The 26,063-nt window shown below is 46.1% G+C and carries 19 protein-coding genes; 12 read left to right on the forward strand and 7 right to left on the reverse strand.

What is annotated here, in order from left to right:
• The first annotated feature begins 209 nt into the window (after positions 1 to 209).
• On the forward strand, positions 210 to 3,374 hold the full coding sequence (locus QME20_RS01715; protein WP_281715322.1) for a TonB-dependent receptor: 3,165 nt from the start codon (positions 210 to 212) through the stop codon (positions 3,372 to 3,374).
• A 35-nt stretch (positions 3,375 to 3,409) separates the two neighbouring features.
• Here QME20_RS01715 and QME20_RS01720 read toward each other — a convergent pair whose 3' ends face one another.
• The gene (locus tag QME20_RS01720; protein ID WP_281715323.1) at positions 3,410 to 3,592 is read right to left on the reverse strand and encodes a DUF6435 family protein; all 183 of its coding nucleotides are present in this window, start codon (positions 3,590 to 3,592) and stop codon (positions 3,410 to 3,412) included.
• 164 nt (positions 3,593 to 3,756) lie between these two features.
• Positions 3,757 to 6,084 (reverse strand): TonB-dependent hemoglobin/transferrin/lactoferrin family receptor, encoded by a 2,328-nt coding sequence (locus QME20_RS01725; RefSeq protein WP_281715324.1) that lies wholly within the window; start codon positions 6,082 to 6,084, stop codon positions 3,757 to 3,759.
• 225 nt (positions 6,085 to 6,309) lie between these two features.
• Here QME20_RS01725 and QME20_RS01730 point away from each other — a divergent pair, with 225 nt between their 5' ends.
• Genes QME20_RS01730 through QME20_RS01740 form a run of 3 tightly spaced genes read left to right on the forward strand, consistent with a single transcriptional unit; the run spans position 6,310 to position 9,468 of the window.
• Complete coding sequence (locus tag QME20_RS01730) at positions 6,310 to 7,104, forward strand: DUF4198 domain-containing protein (RefSeq protein WP_281715325.1); 795 nt, start codon at positions 6,310 to 6,312, stop codon at positions 7,102 to 7,104.
• Between the two features lie 25 nt (positions 7,105 to 7,129).
• Entirely contained in the window at positions 7,130 to 8,029 is a 900-nt protein-coding gene (locus QME20_RS01735) for a calcium-binding protein (protein WP_281715326.1), read from the forward strand.
• Positions 8,029 to 9,468, forward strand: a complete 1,440-nt coding sequence (locus QME20_RS01740; RefSeq protein WP_281715327.1) for a DUF2271 domain-containing protein — start codon at positions 8,029 to 8,031, stop codon at positions 9,466 to 9,468. The genes QME20_RS01735 and QME20_RS01740 overlap by 1 nt, the downstream gene beginning before the upstream one ends.
• A 104-nt stretch (positions 9,469 to 9,572) precedes the next feature.
• Here the strand turns inward: QME20_RS01740 and QME20_RS01745 are convergent, their stop codons facing one another.
• The 4 genes from QME20_RS01745 to QME20_RS01760 all read right to left on the reverse strand — a co-directional run bounded on the left by QME20_RS01745 (position 9,573) and on the right by QME20_RS01760 (position 15,588).
• Positions 9,573 to 10,280: a DUF6445 family protein gene (locus QME20_RS01745; RefSeq protein WP_281715328.1), complete on the reverse strand. Its 708-nt coding sequence runs from the start codon at positions 10,278 to 10,280 to the stop codon at positions 9,573 to 9,575.
• Positions 10,259 to 11,002 carry a SapC family protein gene (locus QME20_RS01750; RefSeq protein ID WP_278343805.1) on the reverse strand — a complete coding sequence of 248 codons (744 nt, stop codon included), beginning with the start codon at positions 11,000 to 11,002 and terminating at the stop codon, positions 10,259 to 10,261. Before QME20_RS01750 ends, QME20_RS01745 begins: the two co-directional genes overlap by 22 nt.
• A 26-nt stretch (positions 11,003 to 11,028) precedes the next feature.
• Positions 11,029 to 12,597 carry a tryptophan halogenase family protein gene (locus tag QME20_RS01755; RefSeq protein ID WP_281715329.1) on the reverse strand — a complete coding sequence of 523 codons (1,569 nt, stop codon included), beginning with the start codon at positions 12,595 to 12,597 and terminating at the stop codon, positions 11,029 to 11,031.
• Between the two features lie 84 nt (positions 12,598 to 12,681).
• Positions 12,682 to 15,588 carry a TonB-dependent receptor gene (locus QME20_RS01760; RefSeq protein ID WP_168463126.1) on the reverse strand — a complete coding sequence of 969 codons (2,907 nt, stop codon included), beginning with the start codon at positions 15,586 to 15,588 and terminating at the stop codon, positions 12,682 to 12,684.
• Between the two features lie 541 nt (positions 15,589 to 16,129).
• Between QME20_RS01760 and QME20_RS01765 the strand changes: the two genes are divergently transcribed.
• The 5 genes from QME20_RS01765 (at position 16,130) to speA (ending at position 21,648) form a co-directional block, all read left to right on the forward strand.
• Positions 16,130 to 17,287 (forward strand): NAD(P) transhydrogenase subunit alpha, encoded by a 1,158-nt coding sequence (locus tag QME20_RS01765; protein WP_281715330.1) that lies wholly within the window; start codon positions 16,130 to 16,132, stop codon positions 17,285 to 17,287.
• A 2-nt stretch (positions 17,288 to 17,289) separates the two neighbouring features.
• Complete coding sequence (locus QME20_RS01770; protein ID WP_014951245.1) at positions 17,290 to 17,571, forward strand: NAD(P) transhydrogenase subunit alpha; 282 nt, start codon at positions 17,290 to 17,292, stop codon at positions 17,569 to 17,571.
• A gap of 11 nt (positions 17,572 to 17,582) precedes the next feature.
• Complete coding sequence (locus QME20_RS01775; RefSeq protein ID WP_014951244.1) at positions 17,583 to 18,971, forward strand: NAD(P)(+) transhydrogenase (Re/Si-specific) subunit beta; 1,389 nt, start codon at positions 17,583 to 17,585, stop codon at positions 18,969 to 18,971.
• A 185-nt stretch (positions 18,972 to 19,156) separates the two neighbouring features.
• Positions 19,157 to 19,579: an arginine decarboxylase gene (locus QME20_RS01780; protein WP_281715331.1), complete on the forward strand. Its 423-nt coding sequence runs from the start codon at positions 19,157 to 19,159 to the stop codon at positions 19,577 to 19,579.
• Positions 19,580 to 19,737: 158 nt separating this feature from the next.
• Positions 19,738 to 21,648, forward strand: coding sequence for a biosynthetic arginine decarboxylase (gene speA, locus QME20_RS01785; RefSeq protein WP_014951242.1), 1,911 nt, complete (start codon positions 19,738 to 19,740; stop codon positions 21,646 to 21,648).
• Between the two features lie 43 nt (positions 21,649 to 21,691).
• Here the strand turns inward: speA and QME20_RS01790 are convergent, their stop codons facing one another.
• Positions 21,692 to 22,840: a serine hydrolase domain-containing protein gene (locus tag QME20_RS01790; RefSeq protein WP_039229068.1), complete on the reverse strand. Its 1,149-nt coding sequence runs from the start codon at positions 22,838 to 22,840 to the stop codon at positions 21,692 to 21,694.
• 299 nt (positions 22,841 to 23,139) lie between these two features.
• Between QME20_RS01790 and QME20_RS01795 the strand changes: the two genes are divergently transcribed.
• The 3 genes from QME20_RS01795 to QME20_RS01805 are packed head-to-tail and all read left to right on the forward strand — an operon-like array spanning position 23,140 to position 26,063.
• Positions 23,140 to 24,582 (forward strand): Ada metal-binding domain-containing protein, encoded by a 1,443-nt coding sequence (locus tag QME20_RS01795; RefSeq protein WP_281715332.1) that lies wholly within the window; start codon positions 23,140 to 23,142, stop codon positions 24,580 to 24,582.
• 14 nt (positions 24,583 to 24,596) lie between these two features.
• Positions 24,597 to 25,145 carry a methylated-DNA--[protein]-cysteine S-methyltransferase gene (locus QME20_RS01800; protein ID WP_069945168.1) on the forward strand — a complete coding sequence of 183 codons (549 nt, stop codon included), beginning with the start codon at positions 24,597 to 24,599 and terminating at the stop codon, positions 25,143 to 25,145.
• A gap of 33 nt (positions 25,146 to 25,178) precedes the next feature.
• On the forward strand, positions 25,179 to 26,063 hold the full coding sequence (locus QME20_RS01805) for a DMT family transporter (protein WP_014951239.1): 885 nt from the start codon (positions 25,179 to 25,181) through the stop codon (positions 26,061 to 26,063).

A 26,063-nucleotide genomic window follows, 5' to 3' on the forward strand; every position in this document is an offset into this window, starting at 1 on the left:
TTGTTATTTTTTATCGTTGTTACTTACTAAGACGACAGCCACGCTATTTTCCCCCAGTATTTTCAACATTATCGCTCAAAAATTAAATTTGTTAATGGGTTGTATATAATGCGACGCTAGTTTAAAACAACACCAACAATAACGTGTAGGGTGACGCATACGCATCACACACTCTAATAATCAATAATAACAATAGCGTAAAACCGAATATGCCTGTGGCAAATGAACCATTCGACACAATAATCATGCTGCCTTTTAAGCCTAAAGCTTTAACGGTTGCACTGTGCATGATGTCGTTCGGCGCAAGTCACACTGTTATTGCACAGTCAGTGCTGCCCCACCAACAAGCAGAAGTGATTACACAGAATACATCGCCGCTCTCCGCAATAAATTTCGCTATTCCTGCACAAAGTGCAGACGAGGCAATCATCGCGTTTGCCAATCAAGCCGAGCTGACCGTAGTCTTTCCCTTCAACAAAGTCAGGCATATTTTTGCAAATGAAGTAAGTGGTAACTATACGCCACAAGTAGCAATAGAAAAGCTTTTGGCTGGTACAGGCCTGAGTGCTGATATTGTCGATAACACTCGAATAAAAATAGTGCCTGCTAGCGATAGTGATGAAAACAATCACTTGCTTGGTCGTCTTTTTAACGCCATTACCGCACAAGACGATAGCTTGGTAACCGTACCTGACGAGCAAGGCAGTTACGATATTGAATACATTGAAGTAAGGGGATTACGAGCGCGTGTTGCTCAATCGGTGGGGATCAAACGCAACGCGAACGTCATCATTGATACTATTCAGTCGGTGGATATGGGTAAGTTCCCCGATCAAAACCTCGCAGAAGCGCTGCAGCGTGTGTCTGGCGTATCTATCGACCGCGCAGAAGGGGAAGGCCAACTTGTTACGGTGAGGGGCTTTGGGCCGGAATTTAATCGGGTTTTATTAAACGGCAGGCCCATGGCAACCGATAAGCTCGGGCGCGAATTCAGTTTTGATACACTGGCTTCTGAGATTGTCAGCAGTGTAACCGTACACAAACAAAGTCAGGCGACTATGCAGTCAGGTGGCATTGGCGCTACGATTGATGTTCACACCGCTAAACCTCTTTCTTTCAAGGGAATGCGGGCGGCTGGCAGTATCAAAATGCAGTACGATACTAACTCGCAACAATATGCGCCTTCTACCTCTGCTATGTTCAGCAACACTTATTGGAATAACTCGTTTGGCATTCTAGCCTCTTTTACTCAACACAAGCGTCAAGCTCGACTAGAAGAAGCGCAAATTGATGGTTGGTTGGTAAATACTAACGTACCTGAAAGTGAGCTTTCTGATGACGTTTCTACGCTATATGTGCCCAGGAATTACGATCAAAGAGTGCGCTTTGACGATAGAACACGTACGGGGTCTGCGCTCGTTTTACAATATCGACCTAATAACAAGCTCGAGCTTACGGCTGATTATCTGGGGTCAACATTTGATGTTGAAACCTCGGCAACCTCAATGGGACATTGGTTTACATCGAGTAACCTTGAAGATGTTACGGTGGATGAAAACGGCACGGCGGTGGCTTTTTCACAAAATAGCGGGCATGCCACCGACTTTCACGCGCGCACATTTAACCGTTCATCGACCTTGAGAAGCTTCGGTTTTGCAGCGAACTACATCGCAAGCGATAGCGTAATTGTTGATGCTGATCTGTCTTACTCAATGGCCAATGTCGATGACAACAATGGAGAGGGGAATTCTCTCTCGCTTATCGGTTATCTAAATCGCTCTTCATTCGATCATCGTCAGTCGAATATATTGCCCGCAATATCGGGCTTTGAACAAGCCAACCCCCGTCAGGTAAATGCCTTGGGGGAGCCGGTTGGCGTGTCCCATTACTTAGATCCAGCCAACGGCCGTTCCCACGTGATGTTGCGCAGAGGGTGGAGTATTGATGACGATATAGGGCAAGCAAAAATCAATATAAGTGTGCTTGGGGATGAAAACTGGTTTAGCAAAATTGACGTTGGTGGAGCATTAACTCAGCGCGAAAAAGCCAACGAAAGAAGAGACAACGAAGCAGACGCAAGACACTGCAGTTTTTGCGGCTATTTTGATGCACCAGATATTCCCGATAGCTTCCAAACCATATTTGACGCAGGCGACGATTTTCTAGGCTCAATTAGTGGGCATGAGAACATACCTCATCAGTGGCTGCGCCACGACGGTGATACATTATTCCGTTACTTAGAAAACGCTGGGGATGTCAGTCTAGCCGCTGAAACACGGGGAAGCTCTTTCGCTGTTAAAGAAACAGTGTATGCGGGGTATATTCAAACCGCTATTGAGAAGGACTACGCACCTTGGTTTATCGATGTGCATGCAGGGCTACGTGCTGAGTACACTGACGTAAAGGTAAGCGGTGTCGATGAGCAGTTATCGGCGTTAGTTATTTTAGACCAAACCGAACTGGGGCAAGAGTTTGGCGCCTCGGTAAATATTGATAAATCGTCAAGCTACACCAATCTTTTACCCAGCGTGAGCGTTAAAGCCAGCTGGTTAGATAGTTGGGTATTTCGCGCGGCTTATAATCACAGTATCACCCGCCCAACCTTAGAACAGATGGCACCAGGTGTAACTTACACCACCACGCGACAAGGTGGCGACCTGCGGGCGCGTATCGGAAACGCACAGCTATTGCCCTTTGAGGCAAAAAACATTGATTTGGCCATTGAGCATTACTACCAGGAAAATAGCTATATATCGGCAGGTTACTTTAGAAAAACGGTAGATAATTTCATTGTTAATGAAAGCAGTACACAAACCTTTAATAACGTGACTGACCCTAGCACCGGCACAGATCCAAATGCGGTTGACGATGCTGATGCGTTAGCACGATTTTCCGTAATATCTCCCAGCAACGGCGAGTCTGCAACGGTTGAAGGGGTCGAGATAGCAGTGCAGCATTTATTTGGCGAGTCAGGGTGGGGAATTCAGGCCAATGCGAGCTTTGTAGACAGCAACGCTGAATTAGACACCGCCAATATCCGTTCAACCTTCGCACTTACAGGGTTGTCGGGTGCAAAAAACATGGTGCTTTTTTATGAAAAAAATGCGCTGCAATGGCGGGTGGCTTGGAACCAGCGAGAAGGCTTTTTGCAGTCACTAAACCAAACCCAAAGCACCGAGCCAACCTTTGTTAGCCCCTACAAGCAGTGGGATATGAGCCTTTCATACCAATTTAGCCCGAGGGTTTCTGTATTTTTTGAAGGTATCAATATTACTAACGAAACCGTTCATAAGCGCGGCCGATTCAGCAATCATCTCTTGCTTGTGCAAGACGCGGGGGCGCGCTACGCCTTGGGTGTGAACATAACGTATTAACATGCGGAAGCACGCAACCTACAAGCGCTTAGTATTCATGCCCCTTGCGTGTTCTTCTCAATTGTTTCTATTTCTTTCCACAGTTTTTCTGATTGGGCGGTAAGCAATGAATAAGTCTTTATGTCACCGTTTCTTTGCGCGTGCATGGCTTTTTCAAGAAGGGCGTCATACTGCTTTCGCATTTTTTTGGTTGGATTGCTTTTAAAAAGTCCAAACATAGTGAAAGTCCTAAAAAGAGAGATAGCGAGAAAACGTTTGAACAGGAACTTTCGATCACCCATTTTCGTGAACAAACTTTCATAAACATTCATGGGAGAATACTTGAGTGAATAGCAGGCCACTTGGCTAAGTTGAGCTAAGTATGGCCTGCACTTTGGTTACATTAGAACTGGTAAGTGACGTAGGCACTAATACTTCTGCCTGGCTCTGAGTAGCGCTGGTACCCATTACCGCTCACGCCGCCAAAGAAACCACCAGTACCGTCTCTTACGCTATTAAGTACTTCCCAGCGGTAATACTCTTTGTCTGTAAGGTTGTAGATCGCCGTGGTAAAGCGCAGGTTTTCAGTAATGTCGTAGTAGGCGAGCAGGTCGAAAACAGCATAGCCTGCAGGCGTATGCGATGGACCTGCGCCGTTGTTCAACGAGGTGTAGCTAAGTTGAGTACTTTCTTCTACCCTTTTACTCAAAATTGCGACAAGTTCTGCGCCCCAATCACCTTCATCAGATACGTAGCCTAGTCCAACTGTTGCGGTATCTGGCGATACGGTTTCTAAATCGTCGCCCGCATTGTTAAAAGCAGACGCGGTGTCGTAGGTACCGTCCAATGCTGTATAAGCAAAACGACCCGCAATGTTATCTGTAAAATTGTAATTAGCAGTAACTTCAAAACCGTCAACAGTCAGTTCGCCCGTATTTTGTGGCTGCGTGAATACATCATCAGTATTGACTACGGTTTCACAACCGAAGCGACCGCACTGCACGGTAGTTACTTCAGTGCCATAAGGCGTTGAATAAGTCTCGTCTTGAATCATGTTAGTGTATTCAGTTCTAAACACCGACACGCTGACATTTCCGTTCTCGAAATCACCAATATAGGTGAGTTCAAAGTTAGTCGATTCTTGAGCATCGAGTTCACTGTTGGCAATACGGTCAAGGTCAATAAACGTGTTACCAGTTATGATATCGGTGACTTCATCGCCTGAGTTTGTACCAAAATACAAGCTTTGGAGCGTAGGCGCTTGGTAGCCCTGAGCAATTCGAGCATTTATAGAGTGGCCTTTTACGAATTCGTAGGTAGCACCAATCTCTCCTACCACCGCACTAAACTCGCTGTCTGTGATACTTAATCCTGTGGGATCTGAAAATGTGCTGTCTACAGTAGGCGTATATTCCGTAGAATCGTAGCGAAGTCCAAGGTTTACGCTTAATTGCTCGCTAAGTTCAACCGTGTCAGCTAGGTAGGCTGTAATTAACGTCTTTTCGGTTTCTGGAACAAAGCTTTGGTCGCGAATAGGGTAGCCGTCTAAAATAGGCGAGTCCGCGGTTTGTCCAGCGAACCTGCGGTCGAACATCACCGCTTCAGCGTCCACCTGTTGAAAACTAAAACCATAAATAATCTCATGGTTAAATTCTCCGGTGATAGATTTGGCTAAATCAACATTGAAACTCAATGAGTCCTGGCTGAAATTGCGGTCCTCGGTACGCAATATAGCGTCGCCGTCTGCACTGCCGTAAAGAAAGCTGGTTACACCCGATGAAAACAGCTCTTGATAGTTCAATGTCACATCTATGCTGTCAGCAAACGCTAGGCCCAGGTTTTCGTTGTTAAAGAAAAGCCCAATTCGCTCGCGGTTATTTTCATCCGCTGAGGTGAAGTCAAAATAAGAGTCACTTTGGCGAGAAAGAGGTACGCCGTTCGTTTCTCTGTCCGTTTTTTCGTAAACAAAGCCTAGTTGCTGGTGCTCGGAAAAGTTATAAGCAAGTTTAAGTAAAACTACATCGACTTGATTATCCATCGGGTCAGCCTGACCACGTGCTGAGCCAGAGATATTCTCACCATGGCTGTGGGCTTCTGTTTCGCTACTGTCGCGCATTGTGTATTGCAATAGCGAGTCGAAGTTACCCGTTCTGTTAGCGACGGTGCCGTGTACTAGCCATTCGTCAGAGCGTGCATCAAAACCGGTTTTCAACTTAACGCCTGTAGCATCACCTGTGGCAGGTAAAAAGTCGCTCGCTTCATTGGTCACGTAGGTAACTGAGCCTGCAAGGGAGCCTGGTCCTTGCGCGACAGCGCTTGGGCCTTTAGTGATATTGACGGCTTTTACGTGTTCCAATTCAATTTCGCCGCGGCTCGATCCATACATTCCATAAGCGGCGAATGAGCTTGGGTTTAGCGTTTCGCCTTGACCGACGCCATCTACAGTTACTGCTACGGCGTCTCCTTCCAAGCCGCGAATGTTGAAGCCATCGTTACCGAAACGGTTACCCGTATCATTAGTTTGTACTCCTGGGATATAGCGAGCGGTATCTTCAATATTTGTAATTGAGCGCTTTGACAGAGTTTGTGCATCCAGCACGGTTTCGACAGTCGTTGTCAGGGTTTCTTCACTTTTGGCCTTTGTAACTGCCAATTCTGATTGTTGAGCTAGGGCAGGAAGTGTTAGCGCACAGCCAAGCGAAATAGCTACCGTTGAGCGTTTAAATTTCATTGTTCTTTTCCAATTTTTAATAAAAGTGCAAATAATTAGTATTTCGTATCAACGCTAAGCCTCCTGTTTGCGTCGGTTGATATCATTTTTATTTTTCTTAAATCGCGCCTGTCAAAGCGATTTCTTGACACTTCGTGCGTCAAAAATCGATCGTAATACTATTGATAACTATTATCATTTGCAATAGTATGATTTCACTTTTACACAACTAGAAAATAAAAAACCATGAAAAAACACACGCTCATCAGTTTACCCTTGCTTATTGCAAGCTGCTTCAGTGGCGCTGCTCTAGCCCACGTGGCTTACCTAAAACCGCTTCAGTTTGAACCGGTTAGAGGCGGTAAAGTCACGCTGGATGCATCTTTTGCAGAACAATTTTTTGTACCAGAAGCGGCAATTACGAATGCATCGTTTGAAGTGGTAACCCCTAGCGGCAAGCTAGTGAGTGTGGAGAAGGTTGTCGATCTGTCTACCCGTAATGTTCTTGAGCACACTTTAGAGGAAGAAGGGACTTACCAGTTTTCAACCGGAAAACGCATGGGGGCAATTTTTCGCGTGTATGAAAAGGACGGTGAGCGTGGCTCTATGCGAGGTAATGAAAAGCCTCTACCTGAAGGTGCGATATTAAAAGAGCACTTTCAATCAGTTACGTTTGCAACAACGTACGTAACGAAGAAAGGGCCAAGTGAACAGGCGTTAGCGCTAAGAAACGACGGCTTAGAGATCGTGGCAATTAATCACCCTAACAGTTTGTTTGCCAACGAGAGTTTTAATTTCAAAGTTCTGTTTAACGGTAAGCCTGTTACCGATCATGAAATCTCGGTGTACCAAGGAAAAGATCAGTTCGCCGAAGAATCTGATGTAGAAAAATTAACGACAAATGCCAATGGGCAAGCGTCATTTACTCCTTCAGCACAAGATGTCTATTTGATGCAAGTAAGACTGCGTACCGACGCGCCTGATGGTGCAGACGTGCCCACTTATAGCTACACCACCACACTATCATTCGAAGCCTATTAATCATTGAGGGTACAAGGAAATAATTATGTTTAAAACAGTAAGTTTAGCCGTTGTATCTGCGCTTTGTATTAGCGCTTCGGCAGTAGCGGCACCACATAGCGCCAGCGGCATTATATTGACCTATGACTTAAACAAAGACGAGTCGCTTCCATTAGAAGAGTTCGTTGATGCCAGACGTGCTCGCTTCAATGCGTCTGATACCAACAAAGACGGTGTACTTGATGAAAGTGAATACGTTTATGAGTGGGAAGGCAAAGTAGAAAAACGGTTAGCTGAAGACAGAAAAGCATCGGTAAAACAAACTCACGTACGTTTCCATGCTGTTGACAGCAACGATGACGAGTTCATTACTATTGATGAAGTAAACGCGGTGGGTGAGCGAAGTTTCTCACGTATGGACAGTGATAATGATGGTGTAGTTGCACTGGGCGACCCTGAACCAGCGCCCCGTCGCTCGGCGTCACAGGAAAAAGATGACAAACCTGAGCTAGTACAGCGCCCTATGTTGCGCATGCCGACCAGCCACAATATTGAAGGCTTTGTCACCTTATACGACCAAAACGGTGACGAAAAGGTAACAAAAGAAGAGTTTCACGCCGTTCGCAAAGCACAATTCCAGCGTACAGACGAAAACAGTGATGACAAGCTTACAGAGCAAGAATACGTGCTTGAGTTTGAAGACAGGCTGGATGCACAGATCGAGAAGACCCATGAAGGGCAAATTAAACAAACTTACGTTCGCTTTGAAGTTCTTGATACAGACGAGAATGGCAAAATGACATTTTCAGAGTACATGGTGTCTGGGTTTAATGCCTTTCATCGCTACGACACTAATGGTGATGGCTACTTAACGTTAGCTGATCCAGCGCCTGCGCCACGTCAGCAGGAGCAAAGTGACACCACCACTGCACAAGTCAGCGAATAATGGTTGGGCGTTTCCTTTTATATCTGGCGGTATTTACCGCCAGCTATGCTGTTAAGGCCGAGTTGTATGTGTTTCCTGCACCATCACCAGAAGCAACCTCCCACACGCTTAACACAGAAATAACCCTGTACGAAGAGCAGACGCTTAGCGCCATTGAGCAAAAGAATATTGATCTACTGATTAAAGACACCTATCAAACGTTAGATAAATCAAACGCAACGAGTGCGCTTAGCGAAATTAATCAACGATACGAAGGTACACTTCCGGCGTGGCTGTACAGTGCCATTAAGCGGTGCGAGGATTGGTTTAATCGGACTGAAGGTAACATAAGCTGCCGCAACGGTGCGCTTTATGACTATTGGGCCGAATATGTTCAAGGTAAGCATGACCTTTCACGTCGCGAAGTGAGACGTCTTGCTCGTGTGGCGCGCATTGCTGAGGTCAATTTTAATGACGATAACAGCGTGGCATTTGCGTCACCTATCCAGTGGGATTTATCCGAGTTCACAGCTTCTCTTGCCGTAGATCGTATTGCTAACTACCTGACATCAATTAATATTCGTTCTTACCACATTAGCGCGCAAGGGCTAGAAACCCACGCGTCGAACCAAGGTTTTAGTTGGCAGGGGACCGTGGCGCAAGAGGCTGTAATTCAAAATGGCCGCGCAACGGACGCTGTTAGTAATCCAAGTACCATTGCATTCATCAGGCCGTGGCAACGCCCAGTACTTTCTACTTCAAAGCTGGCGTCTTTAGAAAAAGGCGTGTTAAGCCACAGTGACGGTTGGCCTAGCGCCAAGTTTCAAGCCATATCAGTGGCGGATAACGCATTTGAAGCCATGTTGTTAGCACACTTTTCGGCAACCAAAACAGCGCAGCAAGCCATGGAGTTAGTTAACGCGAACCCATCACTAGCGCTGAAGTTAATTGATGAAAATGGCAGGGTATTTACCAGCAACACCTATACAGCTCGCACGTCGGGTAAAAACAAGGCTGAAAAAAATGGCCACGCCATCTCAATTGATATCACCTTACCGCTATTTGACATTGCAGATTATCGCGGTCCTTACGTAAGCGTGTGGATAAGCGACGAAAAGAACCGGCTAGTAAAAAGCTTGGCGCTTCGCGGCACCAGCGAAAGATGGCTAGGCGAGCTGCGCACATGGTGGCGAAGAGTGGGTCGGAAAAATGAAGGTTTAGTCGATGGGTTTGCCGGGGCTACAAAGAAAAACGCACCCTTGCACATAGAGTGGGATGGATTGGATGATTTTGGAAAAAGCGCAAACTCGTCGTCCTTAATACTTCACGTTGAAGTGGCGAGAGAACACGGCGGTCGAAGCTATGAGAAAATTCCATTTACCTTTGATAGCCTGACTTCACCAATAACCGTAACGGGCACGGATGAAATCGCGTCTATTACACTTTCACTAATGAATTAGTCGTCAATCTTAAAATTGCAGTAACGTAACGAGCACTACCAAAGGCAGCTATCGCAAATCGCTATCTGAAGTTTTCATAGCCCTCATTATTAGGGCTGAGCGTTTTACCCTTTAAACGTGATACTGGCGTTTGCGGTTAGCCTGCCTTGTTTCACATCAGCAGAATCCGAAATATCGTTAGGTAAACAGCCGCTGTGCAGCAAGTTGGCTGGATACAACACGGCGCGATTAAACATAGGCTCAATACAGGCGATTTGGGTGAACATGGCGGTATCACCGTTTATATACGCTTTAGGTGGTAACCCTACGCTGGTGGCTTGACGTTTTAAGGTTTTAAAATAGCCTTCGTATTGCGCTGCATTAACCCGCTCTAACCCCGTTTCAATATGTCGATAGAATGCAGTACCGCCCAAAGGCGCGCTAAACAGATAGTGCACCAATGCCCATTCATTATCCTTTTGCGTATCGATGTGCGGAATACATTGAATGGGCGACAAACTTTTCGGCGCTTGATTGGCTATGGAAAGTTGCACTAGGGGTATTTGAAGCGGCTTTTCCACGCCAAAATCTTGTAGCCCATTATGCGAAGCAAGTTGACTAAACAGCAGTGGAAGCGAGGTATGTAGGTGTTCCACATACTCCTGGGGCGGGTGACTTCTCACCCCCGGATAAAAGTCGCCATCTAGTTTTGTAAATGGGTGGTGTTGAGCAATTGTTTCTACCAAACTCAGCGGGTCTGGTATGAAACCATCGATAACAACAATCGGTGTGGCTTGCTCACCAACCTTAATCAATTCGTAGTTTGAAACCATGCGTCTGCGTTTTTATTCGCCTTGTTCTTCTTGTCGATAAGGGCATAGATTTGTGCGTTTGACGCTATGAGCGTGTAAATGCTTTGCAGCATGTGTTGTGCATGCAAATCAGCAATCGCGTCAGCACTAAGCGCCGCTAGCTTATCTTCGTCAATGGTATATAACCCTGTTATAGACGTTTTGCTTTCGTTTTCAAAGGTAATATCTAGAGTGAATGGTGTAATAAGGTTGTGCTGTTGTAGGGCGGCAATAAAACGCTGATTTTGCGTTTCACCGTCAAGAAGCTGAGCAAGGATCTGCTGCTTCTCCAACAGGTAGTTGCTAGGCTCTCCTGTGTTATCAAAGAGCGGCGTTCCTTTTTCTTCGCTTACTGAGGCATTATCCATATCAATGCACAGCACCCGGTTACTGCTGTCAGCGCTTTGCGCTTCCGTTCCTACATAAAAAGGCAAGCGTTCAAACTGTGCCGGAATATAAACCGCATTCCATTCACCTTGCTGCCAAAATAGGTTTTCCTTTTCTTCAAAACCTAACAAGGCAGATAAGCCAAATTGTCCCGAGTCGTCAAACTTGGTGATCACCACGGGATAATGCACCACTAGCTTGTTTAGCTCAGAGACCACCACAGGAACAAGGTGCTGATTGGCACTGAGTGACAATGCATCGTCGGTTACTTTCAAATCTGCATGTTGTTTATTATTAATGGCAACCATGTGAGTCATACGTAGGCCCTGCTTATTGATTTACGTTAAACGGCCTGCAGGCCGAATTGGTGAATTTTATTAATAAGTTCGCGATGTTTAGGCAGTTTCTCAACCGCCATGCCGCGAGCTTTTCTGTTCTGCATCAACTGTTGCTTAGCAAAGTCGGCGTTAACCCATTGCTGATGTGCGCCTAAATCTGAGGTGAACCCCATACCGTACAGGACATACTGATAGCTTGCCGCGGGGAATACCTCGTTGTTGCTGGTAAAGTCTTTGTCACTAGGTGGGTGGTATTGCCACAACGCGAGTAATTCTTTTAATGATTCCGGAATAGTATGACTATCGCGATTGTCCCGCCAAAATGCGCTGTCTTCTCGCTTACTCAACATGTAATGCAGCTTTAAGAAGTCGATAATTCGCTGCCAACGGTAAGAAAAGGTGTCATTAAAGCGCTTTGCCACAATATCCATTACGGCTCGATTTGCTGGCAACTGTTCGGCGATCATTGAGGCAGACAGCTCCACCAGTACAAGCGCTGAAGCTTCTAACGGCTCTAGAAAGCCCGCCGCTAGCCCAACAGCCACGCAGTTATTTTGCCAAAAGTACTGCCTGTGTCCGCTTCGAATAGTAATGTCTTTTACGTTTATCCCATCTATGCCGTTTAACGTGCTGGTTTGGCGAACGTATGTGTCTAAGCGAGCATAGGCGTCATCTTTACTCTGATGCCTACTGGAATAGACGTGGCCTACACCTCGGCGTGACTGCAAACCGATATCCCAAATCCAACCGGCGTCTTGTGCGGTGGAGATAGTGTGGGATGCAATAGGACTTTGCGGGGTGTCATAAGGCACGTGTACTGCTAATGCTCGGTCGATAAAAAGTACATCGTCACAGGGAATAAACGGCACCTTGTAGTGTTCGCCGAGCAGCATAGATTTAAAGCCGGTACAGTCAACAAAGAGGTCGCCTTCTACTGTTACCCCTTGCTCGGTATGAAGGGCTTTGATATCGCCGTTATTGCTGCTTTCGACGCGGTTAACGTCGGCCAGCACATGGTGTACACCTAGTTTTTCAGTGCAGTGTTTGGTTAAAAAGGCGGTAAATTTTCCTGCATCTAGGTGATAAGCATAGTTAGCGGCGCCTGCAAACTCTGCGTGGCGTATGCTTTTAGGTGCACAACCTGCTTCGCATATCGCTTCCTGAACACATACTGCATGGGAAAAAGACTCGTTTAATTCTGGTGCTACAGTCTGCCAGTAAGGACCTAAATTTGTTTGCGAAAACCCTTGGGGCAGCATGAGAGGGTGGTAGTAAAAATCGTGCTCTTCACCAGTGGTCCACTTAGCAAACTTTGCTCCTTGCTTGAATGTGGCGTCGCATTCTTTGATGAAAGTGGTTTCGCTAATACCCAATGCAATTAGTGTTGAGCGCATGGTTGGCCAGGTGCCTTCGCCCACGCCAATAATAGGCACATTGGGGCTTTCTATTAAGGTTACTTTAATGTCTTTGCGGGTAGCGCATTGATGTTGCGCTGCAATACGACCAGCCGTTAGCCACCCTGCGCTACCGCCACCAACTACTACAATGTGCGTTATGGGAGTTGCTGTTGTCATACTGATTTCCTGAATAAAAACTGTGGCTACCAAATGGTAGCCACGAATGTGGGACCAACAAATGTCGGCCCCAATTACGCGAAACTAAAAGTTTCCGCGCACACCGAAGGCCCAACGTCTGCCGCTGTCTTCAACCAACAGCAAGTGATTAGAGAAGCGACCGCGTTTATGTACAAACTCTTCTGTAAGGTTAATACCTTCAAAGAAGATTTCTACATTGTCTGTCACGCTGTAGCTACCGCTAATGTCAAGCTGTTGATAAGACTCAACAATGGTTGGGCCGTCACCCTGCCCTTGTGTTAACGACTGAACAAACTCATCACGCCAGTTATAGGCAAGGCGAATTTGATAATCGTCAGTTTCATAAAATGCCACCAAGTTGTAAGAATCACTTAACCCGGTTAGTGCAAATACCTGATTAATATCGAATGGATCGAGTTCGGCGTCACTGTCAACGATAGTTCCGTTGGCAAGCACCCCAAAGCCATTATCGAAAGTGTGCTGAAGCGCAAGCTCGAAGCCGTCTACCGTTGCGTCTTCACCGTTATTTGGCAGAGTATTGGTGAACACAGCAACGTCGTCACCCGCATCTGGCGCGCTAGCGTTAGTGCCTGTAGAAGGGTCGGTTAGCAAGCTGCCGTCAGCAAGCTCGAAGGTTTTGTCTTCTTGGCTATTAACAATAAAGTTCGATACCAACTTTCTGAAGTAACCAATTGATGCATAACTTGCTTCGTCATAGTAATACTCTAGTGACAAGTCCAAGTTGTCCGATTTGAATGGCTCTAGTGCAGGGTTACCACTGGTAGACGTTAAGTCACCACCTTGGCGGGTGGTTGTAATTACTGTCACCGGTGACATGCTGTTAAGCGTAGGGCGAGTAATAGTTGAACTCGCCGCAAAGCGCGCAATTAAGTCGTCGGTAATTTCCAAACGTACGCTGAAGTTTGGCAATAGCACGTCGTAATCAGACTCAGTGGCAATACTTTGCGCATCGCCAAAACCAGCCAGCATTTCGGTTTGATCCAGAATCGTTAAGCCCGTTATTGGCGCTTGCGTTCCGTTAACCGTCACATCCGTCATTTCATAACGCACACCAGCGGTTGCGCTTAAGAACATGTCTGCAACTTCGCCTTCAAAGTCGAATTCCATATAGGTAGAGATAATATCTTCTTCAACTTCAAAGCTGTTATTACGACGCACCGCATCAAAACTAATCGACTCACCATTTACGCTTTGATAATAAGATTCTAAAAACGCAAAGTTGGCTTCGCCATCATGGGCAAGCCAAGAGGTGGGCATGCGACCGCTACCACTTACGTCAGAAAGAAAATCGCTGCCTGCGTCAAAAACGTATTGGCTGCCTGCTGGGATCTCGGGCAAGTCTGGGTAACCACAGTAAGTACAGTGAATACCTACACCTTCATTGTCCCAACGGGTAAGTGATTTGGTTTCGGTGCTGTACTGTGCGCCAAAGCGAATTTCAGTTAAGCCGCTGCCATCTGTTACGTATTCGCCGTCAAAGCGCAGCTGGCTCACTTCATCTTCTACCGCCCAGCCTCGACGCAGCATTACGTGAGCTCGGCTGTTAGCTTCATCAAGATGATTGCTCACACCATCAGGTGTCAGTGCAGGGTTGTATATAGGGAATCCGTCAGGACCAGTAACAATCGCGCCATCTAGTTCTTGTTGTCCGCTATAAATATTGTCATTAGGCGAAGCGAACATGCTGGCAACTGGTAAAATGTTGTCATCTACTTGGAATCGTACGCGGTTGGCATAACCAATAAGTGAAAGCTGATCGCCGCCACCATTATTGGCTTCGCGTTCGGCTTCTGAATGACTTAAATCAAACGATAAATTCAGATTATCAGAGTACTGGTAATCAAAGTTAAGGCCTATGGCATAGGTATCAGTTAAACGGTCGAACGTTTTGGCGTGCATATCTGTCGCCAAACCTACCTCTTGGTATAAATCGACAATAGTACCGTTTGCATCAACCGTTGGGCTGCGGCGATTGCCGTTTTCATCAAACAGGCTGCCGTCATCACCTACACCCTGAATGTTAGGTGCGGTAAACCAGTGGCCGTACGACGTTGCTTCAGACTCTACGTCAAAATCTGAATACAGTGCGTCAGCAGTTACAACCAGTTTGTCGTTAGGTGCATATTGGAATACAAGATTAGCGTTTGTTCGGGTACGCTCTTCAAAGGTCACTTTGTGATCGTAGTTTCGCGGCGAAAATACATTGCCTGTCCAAGCGTCGCCTGACTGCGTAACAGGGTTTGGCACGCCAACGTTCTCTAGCCAACCGTCCATCTGAGCCTGGTTAAGACGAGTCTCACGCTCTTGGTGTGAAACGGCAAGTAATACACCGAAGGTGTCGTCATTGAACGTGTTGCTAATAAGGCCAGAAAATTGCGGCGTAGTTTCTTCGCTATTTTCGTCGTACACGCCTTTTACCGAGCCCGCCATTTTAAAACCGTTTAATGCGAACGGGCGCGCGGTATTAATATTAATGGTAGAGCCTACACCACCAGACTGCATTGTGGCCGTTGACGTTTTATGCACATCAAGGCTGCTTACTAACTCAGAAGCAATCGTGTCGAAACTGAACGCACGCGAATCGTTTTCAGACGCCATTTGACGGCCATTTACCAACACGGTGTTAAACTGTGGTCCAAAACCACGCACGGTAATTAGCTGGCCTTCACCGCCTGAACGGTCGATAGATACGCCGGTAATACGCTGTAGTGATTCAGCTAAGTTGGTATCGGGAAAATCACCGATGTCTTCTGCGCTAATGGCGTCGACTACGCCAGCAGAGCTGCGTTTAACATCCATCGATTTTGCAACCGATGAGCGGATACCACTTACCTCAATCACTTCTACGTCTTTATTGGGTTGCGCGTCTTGGGCAAATGCACTATTCGCAGAAATAGCCGACGCTAAAACTGCTGCCACTGAGCATGCAAGCTTGGTTTTCCTATACATGATGGTGTGTGTCCTAATCGTTAATTTTAATGCGCCTTATGGTGTGCACCCCACTTGGCTTTCTCTCACAGCATTTCGCTGTTAATTCATCAAGACGACACGCTTTGTAAAATCCCCCAAATTTTTTTAACAATTTTTTAAATTAATTGAATCGCCTTATTTAAAAGGCGTGATTTCTTCGACGTCGATTAGCGTATTTCACCTTTACGTGTGTTTAAAAAGTGCACAATTATTAATGTATTCACAGAATAAATGCTTCTTTATCCACTTCATTTATCGCCTGTATGCCATTTCTATATAAATATTAGTTATGACTCGTAAGTAAATGATACTAGTGATGTATGCCCATATAGCGTAGCTTTGCCGCAGTTTCGCTTGAAAAATAAGCGGAATGAGGGGTGCTATTCGAAGCAAAATAAATACAGAAATTGCCTGTTCTGTTTTTGATTTCGCTAGAGAATGCTAGGCATAAGTGAATAAAATGGCTTAGTACTGTTTAAAGGGTGTCATTCTCGGATAGCCGGAATGTGAGGAGAAGCGTGTGAAAATCATAATATTAAATGAGTCAAAAGCGCCAGATCCGCTAAATAATGTGGAGAAGCGATGTGCGGCTACACCTAGTAGTGCACAGCGTCTGGTGAAAAAAGGGGCGATCTTACTGCTAGAAGCGGGGGCGGGCGTACACTCAGGGTATTCAGATAAAGAATACAAAGATGTAGGCGTAACTGTCATCGATGATGTGAATGATGCATTATCAACAGCAGATATGCTGGTGGCGGTGAACAAACCCACCGATGCACAGCTAGCGTTGATGAAAAAAGGGGCCATTGTGGTAGGCCATCTCGACCCTTTCTTTCAGCAATCGCTTGTTGAGTCTATTGCAGAAAAGGGGCTAACCGCTATTTCTGTAGAGATGATCCCTCGTTCTTCTCGTGCACAAAAAATGGACGCATTGAGCTCGCAAGCGAGTCTTGCGGGTTACGTAATGGTGATGCAGGCGGCGAATCAGTTGCCATCAATATTACCTATGATGATGACACCGTCAGGAACAATAAAACCAGCAAAGGTATTTATTATTGGAGCTGGCGTAGCGGGTCTTCAAGCTATAGCAACCGCGAAACGCTTAGGCGCAAACGTACTTGCTTATGACACCCGCCCTGTGGTGGCTGAGCAAGTAGAATCCCTAGGTGGCAAATTCCTTAAGATCGACATTGGGGAAACAGGCCAAACGAAGGACGGTTATGCAAAAGAACTGACCGATGAACAAAAATCGAAGCAGCAAGAAGCGCAACGCGACGCGATTGCTGACTCTGACATTGTTATTACGACAGCGCAGTTATTTGGTCGCAAACCACCAGTGCTCATATCAAAAGATACATTAGCACTCATGAAGCCGGGCAGTGTGGTTGTAGATATGGCCGCAACATCAGGTGGTAATGTTGAAGGTTCGGTTGCTGGCGAAACCGTTGAAGTTAACGGTGTAAAGGTAATTGGTAATGGTTACTGGAGCCAGTATGTGGCTAAAGCCGCCACCGACATGTACGCCAATAACATCTACAACCTTGTGGATGAGTTCTTCGACGATGAAACCAAAACCTTTGGGCTGAATTTAGAAGACGACATTCTGGCCGGCTGTGTTATTACCCACGACGGTAGCATCACCAACGACATGCTTAACAACGCATACAAAGGAGCCTAATCATGGAAATCATTTACCTACTTTTCATCGTGCTACTGGCTGCTTTTTTGGGTTTTGAGTTAATTCGAAAAGTCCCAGCAACCTTACATACACCCTTAATGTCAGGCTCTAACGCGATATCGGGTATTACGTTAGTAGGAGCATTGGTAGCCTCGGGTAGCGACAACAACTTGCTAACGACCATTCTTGGTACCGCAGCGGTGGCGCTGGCCAGCATCAACGTGGTGGGTGGTTATCTCGTTACTGATCGCATGCTTGGCATGTTCAAGAAAAAAGATAAATAAGGAGTACGCAAGTGAGTGATATCGTAACCGTAATAAACCTTGCGTACGTAGTAGCTGCGGCACTATTTATACTAGGACTTAAGTTACTTAGCCATCCAGATACCGCGAAAAAAGGTAACTTTATTTCTGCCATTGGTATGCTGGTTGCTGTCGTCGTCACCCTGCTTGACCAGCAGATCATTAGCTATCATTACATCCTGCTAGGTTTTGTTATTGGTGGCGCCTTTGGTGCGTGGAAAGCCAAGACCGTTGAAATGACGGCAATGCCAGAAATGGTGTCGTTATTTAATGGCTTTGGTGGCGCAGCGTCATTGCTTCTGGGTTGGGCAACATTAGCCGGAATGAGCCTAATTACTCTTAAAACGGAAAGTGCGTTTACTTTTATTACCCTGTTTTTCACAATTTTAGTTGGGGGCATTACGTTCTCTGGCTCGGTGGTAGCCTGGGGTAAGTTGTCAGGAAAAATGAGCTCTAAAGCCGTTATTTTCACAGGGCTTCGCGAGCTAAGCATCTTGCACCTAATTGGCATGGTGGTGATTGGTTATTTCTTTACTACCGACCCAAGCAACCCACTTTGGATATACTGTGCTATTGCGTTGTCACTAAGCTTCGGCTTGTGGGCTACCATTTCAATTGGTGGTGCAGATATGCCGGTGGTTATTGCGCTGTTAAATAGTTACTCAGGTGTAGCAGCGTCGGCGGCAGGTCTTGCTACAGGCAACACAATATTGATTGTTACCGGCTTACTAGTAGGCGCGTCAGGCTTAATTCTTACCAATATTATGTGTAAGGCCATGAACCGTTCATTGATGAATGTGTTGTTGTCTGGCTTTGCCAAGCCAGTCGAGGCCGGCGAAAAAATAGAAGGCGAGATTAAAGTACTGTCGGCGCAAGATGCATTTTATGTATTAGAAGCAGCGCAAGCAGTACTGGTGGTGCCTGGTTATGGTATGGCGGTTGCGCAAGCGCAGCATGCGGTACGTGAACTTCAGTCGTTGCTAGAGGAAAATGGCTGTACGGTTGATTACGCCATTCACGCTGTAGCGGGGCGTATGCCGGGCCACATGAACGTGTTATTGGCAGAAGCTGACGTGCCTTATGACCAACTATACGAGATGGATGACGTTAACCCTCGTATGGAAAACTATGACGTGGTTATTGTTATCGGTGCAAACGATGTTGTTAACCCAGCAGCCAAAGAGATGAAAGGCAGCCCTATTTACGGAATGCCAGTTATCGAAGCACATCGTGCGAAAACGGTCTTTGTGCTTAAGCGTTCTGCGAATGCCGGTTTTGCCGGTGTAGACAACCCGCTGTTTTTCAAAGACAACACGCGCATGGTTCTGGGTGACGCTAAAGACACTATTAACAGCATTATTCGCGAGTTCGGAGACGACTAATACAGCGTATCTCTTTGAGACATCTTCTATAAAGGCCTGTTTAAACACAGGCCTTTTTATTGGGTATTAAACTTAATTATAAAGTACTCAACTATAGTTGTAGTTGATGCTTATCAGCTCTAGTATGTGAATGCTATAGATGTTGAGTTAGCTATTCATATAGTCGCATAGAGATGTACGAGTAAATGTCTACGACCCCTTTTCATATTGAGCCGTTTAGAAATTGTATTTTGGTCACGCTTCGCGGTAAGTGGGATATGTCCACGAACATTCAGTACCTTGCTAAGCTTTCTGATTGCTTGAAAACCCGTAAAGGCAGACCCTTTCACTTATTTGTAGACATGCGTAGTTGGCAAATCCCCAATTCTGATACTTTCAATCAAATAAAAGCACCCATCAAATTAGATAGGCGGAGTCAGCTCAGCGAGACATGGCTGGAAGATGAAGCAACTGATGCTGATCACATTGCAGAAAAGTTTTTTAGCGCGCCATCAATTAAACTGGGATTTGAACTTGAACGTACTCAATGCATCTCAGAGTTTATAACCCATTGTGAAGAAAAAGCAGATAACGTTGTTATAGATTATGTTCGAACTTGGATAGGCTAAAAAAGCCCGCGTTCGATAAACAAAATTCGTCGCGACAATAGATATTTTATATCGCAACAACTATCGCGTTCAGTCTTACGTTGACTATAATACGCTGCTTATTTTCGCACTTTCTATGCTAGGTATTGGCCTAGCCCACTTACAAATAGGTGAATAAATTGTCAGATTGGAGCATCGAAGAAGCGGAGCGCGTCTATGGCGTGTCTCAATGGGGTGGCGGCTATTTTCAAATTGGTGAAAACGGCAACGTCCATATTACCCCTGTTCCTGAAGATCCTAGCATTCGAATCGACTTTAATTCGGTAATTGAAGATATCCGCAAAGAAGGCGTACAGTTTCCTGTTGTAGTGCGCTTCCACGATATTCTGCGCTCGCAAGTTGCAGGCTTGAACAAAGCATTTAGAAGCTCCATCGAAGAAGCCGAATACCAAGGCCAGTACCAAGGTGTGTATCCGGTAAAAGTAAACCAAATGCGCGAAGTCGTTGAGGAAATTGTCGATGCGGGCAAGCCATTTAACTATGGCTTAGAAGCGGGGTCAAAAGCCGAGCTTCTGACTGTGCTTGCCATGAATACTAACGAAGAGTCTCTGACTATCCTAAATGGTTATAAAGACGACGAAGTTATGCGTCTTGCGCTGTTAGGAAGAAAGCTGGGTCGCCGCGTTGTGGTAGTAGTTGAAAAATACACCGAGCTTCTTCTTCTGGTAAAAATAGCCAAAGAGCTGGATATCGATCCTATCATTGGTGTGCGCTCAAAAATGACGGTGAAAGGTCGTGGTAAGTGGGAAAGCTCTGGTGGTGAACGTGCGAAATTTGGTTTAACCATTACTGAGATCATTAACGCAGCCCGCTACCTTGAAGAGCAAGGCATGGCGCACTGCTTAAAGCTGCTGCATTTCCATATTGGTAGCCAATTAACAGACATTCGTGCGGTTAAAGAAGCGGTAACCGAAGGCGCGCGTATTTACGCAGACCTTCACAAAATGGGCTTCGAGCTAGATTATGTTGATGTAGGTGGTGGCCTTGGTATCGATTACGACGGCAGTAATTCAACTAATGAATCGTCGCGTAACTACAGCATGCAAGAGTATGTTGCTGACGTTGTCTATGGCATGAAGGAAATGTGCGACCTTGAAGGCGTACCGCATCCGCATCTGGTTAGTGAAAGTGGACGTGCAATCACTGCGCATCACAGCTGTGTTATCACGGAAATTGTGGGCGAAATTAAGTCGAATGCGTCGCAAATGGATACATCAGCAAAAGCGGGTGAACACTTCTTCCTTAAGAATATGCGCGAACTTGCAGACACGTTTGATGAACAAACGAACATGCATGAAATTTACAACGACGCGTCTCAGTATAAAGAACAGGCGCTAGATGCATTTAAATTACGCGTGTTGTCACTTGAAGAGCTGGGCAAAATCGAAACGCTTTACTGGCAAATTATGGGCCGCTTACAGCAGTGGTATCGCAACGAAGAATATGTTCCAGAAGAGCTTCAAGAGCTAGATTACAGTTTGTCGTCTCAGTACCTTTGTAACTTCTCTGTATTCCAGTCGGCTGCTGATACATGGGCCATCGACCAGCTGCTGCCGGTAGTGCCTCTTATTCGTATGAATGAAGAGCCAACGGTCAATTGCTCGCTAGTGGATATTACCTGTGATAGCGACGGTAAAATTGATCAGTTCACTATTGGCCGTGAAATTACTGACGTACTGCCAATGCACCCACTTAAGAAAGATGAGCCGTACTACATTGGTTTGTTCTTAACGGGCGCTTATCAAGACGTTATGGGCGACATGCACAACTTGTTTGGTCGCTTAAATGAAGTGCATATTTACAGCTATGACGACGATCCTGAAGACTTTTACATTGAAGAAGTGGTGAAGGGGTCATCGGTAGAAGATGTACTTAACGTTATGCAGTATAACCCGCGCGCAATGGCATCAGACGTAAAACGCATGATAGACAAGCAAGTGTGGGACGGAAAATTGAACCCTCGTGAAGGGGTTCGCTGGACTGATTTTTACGAAAACTGTTTGGCAGGTTATACCTATCTAAAACAGTAGCGTTTAATATCTGAATGAAAGTACCTAAAAGCCGATGCCGATATTACTTATCTGCGTCGGCTTTTTTCAAGTAACGCTTCCAAAACTCGGCTGTCGTTGAATTAATCATATTCGACTCTGCGTTCATCAGCATCACATAGCCAACTTTGTGTTCAGGCAAAAACGCCACGTCAGCGCGATAGCCTTTTACCCAACCCCCATGATAGTTAAGCTGTAATCCATTTAAGTCGTAAATACGCCAACCCAAACCATAGTGAGCATCGTCAATCATGCCGCGCCAACCTCTGCGGTAGGTTTCACGCTTCGTTTTCACGCGCTCTGTAGTGACATAGTCCACCATTTCATCGGATATGACCGTGGGGAACTCGCCTAGCAGCGCTTGCAGATAAATCGTCATATCTGAAATGCTAGCGTTAACGCCAGCAGCTGGAGAGAACCGGTAGTAGTTGCTTTCTACCTTTCCTTCGCGCCATTTATTTCTGGCGATAGCAATATGAGGTTGAGCCCATGATTCTGATGCAAGCAATCCGCCTTTTCCAACACTGGCTGTTTTCATACCTAGTGGTGCAAACAGGTTGGCCTGAAGCTGTCGTGAGTAAGAGGTATTATTGTTGCTGAAGTAGTATTCCAGCGCACCAAAGAGTGCATTTTGATAGGTATAGCATTCACCCGGCGCACACAGTGGTTCAAGCTCGCCCAGGGATTTAAGCACGCGCTCCAGCGAGTAGTCAGCTTCAATAAGGTTGTCGTAAGCGTTGGGCATAAAGCCACTAGATTGGCCAACGATATGTTGCAGTTGCAGCGCATTCATTCCTTTGCCTTTAAAAGGAATGTCGGGTAATAAGGTGGTTATCGGCGTTTCCCAGCTAAGCTGGTTTTTTTCTACAAGTTTAGCTGACAACAACGCAGTAAAGGTTTTTGAAACAGAAGCTAGCCTGAATACGGTGTTCTCTGTAACTTTCTCTCCGCCGCGTTTGCGGGTACTTCCATATACGTAAACCCTTGGCGCTTTGCCTTGTTCATAAAACACAAACGCATAACCAGGCACGTTGTATTTTGAGGCTTCCTTTTGAACGTAACTAGCATAGTCATCAAGCCAATCCGCAAAAGCGCTTTGTGTAATGACCATTAGCATCGCTATCAGCCAAATTTTAGACAGGCGCAGCTTGAAGGTGCGCAAAGAGTTCAGCATACAGTCAGCTCGTTAAGCCTGTGGTTTTCTGATACATCCATCAGGCGCTCATTATTATTATCGCATTATTATGCGTTTAGCTGCTCCAATGATCAAATGTCGCCAATTATGCTCACTATCTCTTCAATGATTTGATTTATTCTAGCGGTAAGCGAACCGTTGTAAGAATATGCAAGAAAGGAAGAGAAGTTCGACTAGCAAGGTTTCTAATTATTGAGTTCTGATTTTGTCGCACCAACAGGGCGAATGCACGATACACTAGATAAAGATGATAAACGACAGGTGGGAAGTGCATTCTAATGCCAGACAATCTTTTGGTCTCAGATATGGGGGCTTCAGAAAACTCGACAACTGCTGAGTCAGTGCTTTCAAAAGCAAGGCTTAGCAGAGATCCGCGCTTTGACGGACGATTTTTTGTGGCGGTAAAAACAACCGGTATTTTTTGTAGGCCAATCTGTCCAGCGCGACTTCCTAAAGAAGAGAATGTGACTTACTTTCAACACGCCACACAGGCAATGGCACATGGTTATCGTCCATGTTTTCGCTGCAGGCCTGACAGTGCACCTCGTTCAGCGGCGTGGAAAGGCGTGGGCGCAACGATTAACCGAGCGTTGTCGCTGCTATCTGTTATTCCCATTGAGCGGGTTGCGGATATTGCTATGCGGTTGGGTATTAGTGAGCGTTACCTTAATAAGTTGGTCGTCAATGCTGTGGGCATACCGCCTAAGCAGTTTCAAAATATGCAGCGCACTTTGTTTGCAAAGCAGCTTATTCAGCAAACTCATTTATCTATGACAGATATCGCAATTACGGCAGGCTATCAATCACTGAGACAACTGCAGCGGGCCATAGAGCAATATTGCGCTACGTCTCCTACCCAGCTTAGAAAAAAAGAGCCGGTTCAACAAAAGGCTATCTCTTTATTTCTTTCTTATCGGCCGCCGTACAATTGGCCCTATGTACGAGATTTCTTGGCAACTCGCGCTATTGAAGGCATGGAACGAGTAACGGACGAGAGTTATGAGCGATACTTTTCATGCAATGAAAGTTTAGGCTTTTTTAAAGCCATTCACGACGAGGCGCGCCACGGATTCAAACTTCTCATCGACATGCCTGATTTAGGTCGTCTTCATACGATAATTGAGAACATAAAGCAGGTACTAGATCTTCACGCTGACCCGCTTTTAATTGAACAAAGCCTATTGCAGTCTGGGTTACCGCCGAGCAAGTTAACGCCTGGGCTACGCCTTCCCAGTGCATGGAGCGTATTTGAAAGCGGCTGCCGGGCTATTGTAGGCCAGCAAGTTAGTGTAAAAGCGGCTATTGGCCAGGTGACTTTACTGGTACATCAGCTGGGCGAAACGGTCTCTGATGCGCTCCCGTCAAACGGTCTTGAATCTATAACGAGTGAACGCTACAGCTTTCCCTCGCCTGAAAGTGTGGCCGAAAACAGTCTTGAATTCTTACGTATGCCACAGGCGAGAAAAGAGGCCGTACGTCACTTTGCTCGTTTATTCATAAACGGTAACATGCCAAGCCATGAAGACATACTCGCCATTAAAGGCGTGGGGCCGTGGACGCTCGACTATTTAAAAATGCGCGGGGAGAGAAACCCTGATATTTACCTTGGCGGTGATTTAATCGTTCGTAAAATGGCTCAGCAGTACCCTATAGCGCCCGAAAAAGCGGCACCTTGGCGCAGCTATTTAACCCTTCAATTGTGGCATTTAAGCAATCAGTAAAGAGAGTCGTAAGTATGAAATATACAGATTTCGTGAACAGCATACAGGGGCTTGTTAAAGTTGAAGCCACTGATGAAGGCATAACGGCTATCGAGTTCGTGAGTGCCGCTGAATCAGGTAATACGGCCAACGCGAAGCAGGGTGGCATAGGCAGAAAAACTGCAGCGCAAGAAAGCGCGCTAAGCAACGACCTTCATTCGCAAAAAAACGCCATCACCGAAGCAGCGTGCAGTCAGTTACAAGCATACTTTGACGGTACGTTACGCGAGTTTGACCTACCGCTTTGCCCTAAAGGTACGGCGTTTCAGAATCAGGTGTGGGATGCCTTGCAGCACGTTAAATACGGCGAAACCGCTAGCTATTTAGATATCGCAAAAGCCATTGGCAACCCAAAAGCTGTCCGCGCCGTGGGTATGGCAAATGGTCGTAACCCTATTGCTATTGTTGTGCCTTGCCATCGTATAATCGGAAGTAATAAAACCCTAACGGGCTATGCAGGTGGTTTACCGCGTAAGCAGTATTTACTTAATTTAGAAGGAGCCCAAGGGGTGCTGGGGCTATAAAAGAATGGGTGATAAGAAAATGGTGATAAAAGAATGGCAATAAGAGACATTATCTCGCTGCTGGTGTTAGCCGGTATCTGGGGCGGTTCATTTATTTTCATGCGTGTTGCCGCACCAGAATTTGGCATTTATGTATTAGTAGCCATTCGTACCGTGCTTGCTACAGCGGTATTGCTACCATTGCTGTTAATACGAGGGTCGGTAAAAGACATAAAGCGCCACTGGTTGGCTATTGCGCTGGTGGGCATGGCTAACACGGCGGTGCCTTTCGTCCTATTTAATTACAGCAGCCTGCATTTAGAGGCAGGCGTTAATGCCATTTTAAATGCCACGGCTCCCATGTTTGGCGCCATTGTCGCTTGGCTGTGGTTAGGTGACAAACTAACAAAGTCAGCAGTAGCGGGGCTTTTTGTAGGCTTTGTAGGCGTGACCGTTATTAGTCAGCAAAAGCTCGGCGAGGGCGATATTAGTTTTCTTCCTATTTTGACTGCATTATTGGCCACCACTGGCTACGGCATAGCGGCGTGTATGATGAAGAAATGGTTGCAGGGGGTTAAACCTCTGGTTGTCGCTACAGGTAGTCAGGCTATGGCCAGCGTGATGCTAGCACCCTTCGCGCTTGCGACCTTGCCAGAAACAATGCCAAGCGTGAATGCATGGGTAAATGCGGTAGCGCTGGCTGTCGGTGGCACGGGCATAGCGTATATCTTGTATTTCAAACTCATAGCTGACATCGGCCCAGCCAAAGCCATAACTGTAGCTTACCTAGTACCACTATTTGGCATTATTTGGGGTGTACTGTTCTTGCAAGAGCACTTATCAATTCAAACCATTGTGGGTGGTTTAATGATTTTATTCGGTGTGGCGTTAACCACAGGCGTTCTCAAAAGAAAACGCCTTAAGGTTAAACCTGCTTAG

The organism is Alteromonas sp. CyTr2, from assembly GCF_947311905.1.
GTDB lineage: Bacteria > Pseudomonadota > Gammaproteobacteria > Enterobacterales > Alteromonadaceae > Alteromonas > Alteromonas macleodii.